Below are 5,438 nucleotides of genomic sequence, written 5' to 3'. Positions count from 1 at the left end.
ATGGAGGTACGCTCGCAGAGGCAGCCCAAGCTTCCAAGCCGAAGCGAAGCCCAGAGCCAGAAGGGCTAAACGCTAAAACGCTCCCCCAACGCGGCTCCGCAAATCGCAAAGTCCCAGAGTGCAAAGCAAAAAGCCTCCCCATCAGAGATGGAGAGGCTATTGCGGAGTAACAAGCCTGACGATGACCTACTTTCACACTGGTTGCAGCACTATCATCGGCGCGAAGTCGTTTCACGGTCCTGTTCGGGATGGGAAGGGGTGGTACCAACTTGCTATAGTCATCAGGCATAACTTGTAAAGTTGCACGCTCTCAAACGGAGCAGCGGGCAACCCAATCTTGGAAGAAGTATTGATTCATTAGGTGTTACATAAGGGTGTGATGCACATAAGGGCAAACACATAACGCAAACTTGTCTATAACCGAGCTAATGTTATAGGAACAAGCCGCACGGGCAATTAGTATCAGTTAGCTTAACGCATTACTGCGCTTCCACACCTGACCTATCAACGTCCTGGTCTCGAACGACCCTTTAGGGGAATCTAGTTCCCGGGAAGTCTCATCTTAAGGCGAGTTTCCCGCTTAGATGCTTTCAGCGGTTATCTCTTCCGAACTTAGCTACTCGGCAATGCCACTGGCGTGACAACCGATACACCAGAGGTTCGTCCACTCCGGTCCTCTCGTACTAGGAGCAGCCCCCTTCAAACTTCCAACGCCCACGGCAGATAGGGACCAAACTGTCTCACGACGTTTTAAACCCAGCTCACGTACCACTTTAAATGGCGAACAGCCATACCCTTGGGACCGGCTACAGCCCCAGGATGTGATGAGCCGACATCGAGGTGCCAAACTCCCCCGTCGATATGAACTCTTGGGAGGAATCAGCCTGTTATCCCCAGAGTACCTTTTATCCGTTGAGCGATGGCCCTTCCATACAGAACCACCGGATCACTATGTCCTACTTTCGTACCTGCTCGACTTGTCAGTCTCGCAGTTAAGCACGCTTATGCCATTGCACTATTAGCACGATGTCCGACCGTACCTAGCGTACCTTCGAACTCCTCCGTTACACTTTGGGAGGAGACCGCCCCAGTCAAACTGCCTACCATACACTGTCCCCGATCCGGATAACGGACCAAGGTTAGAACCTCAAACAAACCAGGGTGGTATTTCAAGGTTGGCTCCACGCAGACTAGCGTCCACGCTTCAAAGCCTCCCACCTATCCTACACAGATTGGTTCAAAGTCCAATGTAAAGCTACAGTAAAGGTTCATGGGGTCTTTCCGTCTAGCCGCGGGTAGATTGCATCATCACAAACATTTCAACTTCGCTGAGTCTCGGGAGGAGACAGTGTGGCCATCGTTACGCCATTCGTGCAGGTCGGAACTTACCCGACAAGGAATTTCGCTACCTTAGGACCGTTATAGTTACGGCCGCCGTTTACTGGGACTTCAATCAAGAGCTTGCACCCCATCATTTAATCTTCCAGCACCGGGCAGGCGTCACACCCTATACGTCCACTTTCGTGTTTGCAGAGTGCTGTGTTTTTATTAAACAGTCGCAGCCACCATTTTATTGCAACCCTTTCATCCTTCTGGCGCAGGCCAGTCAAACTACTTGGGCGTACCTTATCCCGAAGTTACGGTACCAATTTGCCGAGTTCCTTCTCCCGAGTTCTCTCAAGCGCCTTAGAATACTCATCTCGCCCACCTGTGTCGGTTTGCGGTACGGTCTCGTTAGACTGAAGCTTAGAGGCTTTTCTTGGAACCACTTCCGATTGCTTCGCGAACAAGTTCGCTCGTCCCATACCCTTGAATTACGCTGCCGGATTTGCCTAACAGCCTTCTCTGATACAGAAACCGGGACATCCAACACCCGGACAACCTTCCGCGATCCGTCCCCCCATCGCATCTAACGACGGTGCAGGAATATTAACCTGCTTCCCATCAGCTACGCATCTCTGCCTCGCCTTAGGGGCCGACTCACCCTGCTCCGATGAACGTTGAACAGGAAACCTTGGGCTTACGGCGTGCGGGCCTTTCACCCGCATTATCGCTACTCATGTCAGCATTCGCACTTCTGATACCTCCAGCATCCTTTACAAGACACCTTCACAGGCTTACAGAACGCTCTCCTACCATATCCTTACGGATATCCGCAGCTTCGGTGACTGGCTTAGCCCCGTTACATCTTCCGCGCAGGACGACTCGATCAGTGAGCTATTACGCTTTCTTTAAAGGATGGCTGCTTCTAAGCCAACCTCCTGACTGTTTTAGCCTTCCCACTTCGTTTTCCACTTAGCCAATCTTTGGGACCTTAGCTGGCGGTCTGGGTTGTTTCCCTCTTGACGTCGGACGTTAGCACCCGGCGTCTGTCTCCCAAGCTCGCACTCATCGGTATTCGGAGTTTGCAATGGTTTGGTAAGTCGCGATGACCCCCTAGCCATAACAGTGCTCTACCCCCGATGGTGATACTTGAGGCACTACCTAAATAGTTTTCGGAGAGAACCAGCTATTTCCAAGTTTGTTTAGCCTTTCACCCCTATCCACAGCTCATCCCCTAATTTTTCAACATTAGTGGGTTCGGTCCTCCAGTGCGTGTTACCGCACCTTCAACCTGGCCATGGATAGATCACTTGGTTTCGGGTCTACACCCAGCGACTGAACGCCCTATTCGGACTCGATTTCTCTACGGCTTCCCTATGCGGTTAACCTTGCCACTGAATGTAAGTCGCTGACCCATTATACAAAAGGTACGCAGTCACCCCTTGCGAGGCTCCTACTGTTTGTATGCACACGGTTTCAGGATCTATTTCACTCCCCTTCCGGGGTTCTTTTCGCCTTTCCCTCACGGTACTGGTTCACTATCGGTCGATTACGAGTATTTAGCCTTGGAGGATGGTCCCCCCATATTCAGACAGGATTTCACGTGTCCCGCCCTACTTGTCGCAAGCCTAGTTCCACACCAATGATTTCGTGTAAGGGGCTATCACCCTCTATGGCCGGACTTTCCATTCCGTTCCACTATCATCGATGCTAAATCTTGCAGGCTGGTCCCATTTCGCTCGCCACTACTTTGGGAATCTCGGTTGATTTCTTTTCCTGTAGCTACTTAGATGTTTCAGTTCGCCACGTTCGCTTCACACACCTATGTATTCAGTGAGTGATACCCTTGCGGGTGGGTTTCCCCATTCGGAAATCTGCGGATCAAAGCTTGTTTGCTAGCTCCCCGCAGCTTATCGCAAGCTACTACGTCCTTCATCGCCTGTAATCGCCAAGGCATCCACCATGTGCACTTATTCGCTTGTTCCTATAACGTTAGCCTCTGTTGCCAGAGCGCTATAGAAAAATTTGAGTTTAGCGTTTGCCGTATTGCCAAAGTAAGTCTTCTAATTGCTAAGATCACTTCGTAATACTTTGATTGATACAATCACACCCATTTTTACTTTCGCAAGAACCGAAGTCCTGGCGATCGTTTAAATGAATCTTTACTTCTTCCAGATTGTTAAAGAACAAAAACAGCCATTAGTCTTAAAAGACCAAACCTAAATCACAACGCCTTTCACAGCGCTGACTTAGGTTTGATATCTTGGTGGAGGTTGACGGGATCGAACCGACGACCCCCTGCTTGCAAAGCAGGTGCTCTCCCAGCTGAGCTAAACCCCCGAAACCTTGGTGGGTCTGGTTGGGCTCGAACCAACGACCCCCGCGTTATCAACACGGTGCTCTAACCAGCTGAGCTACAGACCCGCTTGGATCAGTATCAGTAGCCAGTTCTCAGCGATTTGCATCAAACCGTGCTTCCTACCAAATAACTGTTCTTATTGATTTACAGCCGATAAGTGTGGACGCTTAACTTCGTGCGCACTCTAGAAAGGAGGTGATCCAGCCGCACCTTCCGATACGGCTACCTTGTTACGACTTCACCCCAGTCACGAATCCTACCGTGGTGAGCGCCCTCCTTGCGGTTAGGCTACCCACTTCTGGTAAAACCCGCTCCCATGGTGTGACGGGCGGTGTGTACAAGACCCGGGAACGTATTCACCGCGACATGCTGATCCGCGATTACTAGCGATTCCAACTTCATGGAGTCGAGTTGCAGACTCCAATCCGGACTACGATACACTTTCTGGGATTAGCTCCCCCTCGCGGGTTGGCGGCCCTCTGTATGTACCATTGTATGACGTGTGAAGCCCTACCCATAAGGGCCATGAGGACTTGACGTCATCCCCACCTTCCTCCGGTTTGTCACCGGCAGTCTCATTAGAGTGCCCTTTCGTAGCAACTAATGACAAGGGTTGCGCTCGTTGCGGGACTTAACCCAACATCTCACGACACGAGCTGACGACAGCCATGCAGCACCTGTGTGATGGTTCTCTTTCGAGCACTCCCAAATCTCTTCGGGATTCCATCCATGTCAAGGGTAGGTAAGGTTTTTCGCGTTGCATCGAATTAATCCACATCATCCACCGCTTGTGCGGGTCCCCGTCAATTCCTTTGAGTTTTAATCTTGCGACCGTACTCCCCAGGCGGTCTACTTCACGCGTTAGCTGCGTTACCAAGTCAATTAAGACCCGACAACTAGTAGACATCGTTTAGGGCGTGGACTACCAGGGTATCTAATCCTGTTTGCTCCCCACGCTTTCGTGCATGAGCGTCAGTGTTATCCCAGGGGGCTGCCTTCGCCATCGGTATTCCTCCACATATCTACGCATTTCACTGCTACACGTGGAATTCTACCCCCCTCTGACACACTCTAGCCGTGCAGTCACAAATGCAATTCCCAGGTTGAGCCCGGGGATTTCACATCTGTCTTACACAACCGCCTGCGCACGCTTTACGCCCAGTAATTCCGATTAACGCTTGCACCCTACGTATTACCGCGGCTGCTGGCACGTAGTTAGCCGGTGCTTATTCTTCAGGTACCGTCATTAGTCGCAGATATTAGCTGCAACCGTTTCTTCCCTGACAAAAGAGCTTTACAACCCGAAGGCCTTCTTCACTCACGCGGCATTGCTGGATCAGGGTTGCCCCCATTGTCCAAAATTCCCCACTGCTGCCTCCCGTAGGAGTCTGGGCCGTGTCTCAGTCCCAGTGTGGCTGGTCGTCCTCTCAGACCAGCTACTGATCGTCGCCTTGGTGAGCTTTTACCCCACCAACTAGCTAATCAGATATCGGCCGCTCCAGGAGCATGAGGTCTTGCGATCCCCCACTTTCATCCGTAGATCGTATGCGGTATTAGCTAATCTTTCGACTAGTTATCCCCCACTCTAGGGCACGTTCCGATATATTACTCACCCGTTCGCCACTCGCCATCAGGAGCAAGCTCCTATGCTGCCGTTCGACTTGCATGTGTAAGGCATGCCGCCAGCGTTCAATCTGAGCCAGGATCAAACTCTTTAGTTTAATCTCTGTTTTGTGCCATTTCTGGCCACCCCGAA

2 tRNA genes and 3 rRNA genes are annotated in these 5,438 nt (G+C 51.3%); all 5 read right to left on the bottom strand.

The annotated features are described in order from the left end of the window. Window positions 1–173: 173 nt before the first annotated feature. A 5S ribosomal RNA gene (gene rrf, locus FB598_RS20560) occupies window positions 174–286 on the bottom strand. Window positions 287–435: 149 nt separating this feature from the next. Further along, window positions 436–3,307: ribosomal RNA gene (locus FB598_RS20555) — 23S ribosomal RNA — on the bottom strand. A 280-nt stretch (window positions 3,308–3,587) separates the two neighbouring features. Further along, window positions 3,588–3,663: transfer RNA gene (locus FB598_RS20550), tRNA-Ala, on the bottom strand. 7 nt (window positions 3,664–3,670) lie between these two features. Continuing rightward, a tRNA-Ile gene (locus FB598_RS20545) sits at window positions 3,671–3,747 on the bottom strand. 123 nt (window positions 3,748–3,870) lie between these two features. Then, a 16S ribosomal RNA gene (locus FB598_RS20540) occupies window positions 3,871–5,403 on the bottom strand. Together the 16S, 23S and 5S rRNA genes with 2 tRNA genes alongside form the textbook arrangement of a ribosomal RNA operon. Window positions 5,404–5,438: the final 35 nt, after the last annotated feature.

The sequence above is a fragment of the Herbaspirillum sp. SJZ106 genome (assembly GCF_006715495.1).
Classification (GTDB): domain Bacteria; phylum Pseudomonadota; class Gammaproteobacteria; order Burkholderiales; family Burkholderiaceae_D; genus Herbaspirillum.
The sequence above is the reverse complement of the archived record's forward strand: the minus strand, read 5'-3'. Positions and strand labels throughout refer to the sequence as shown.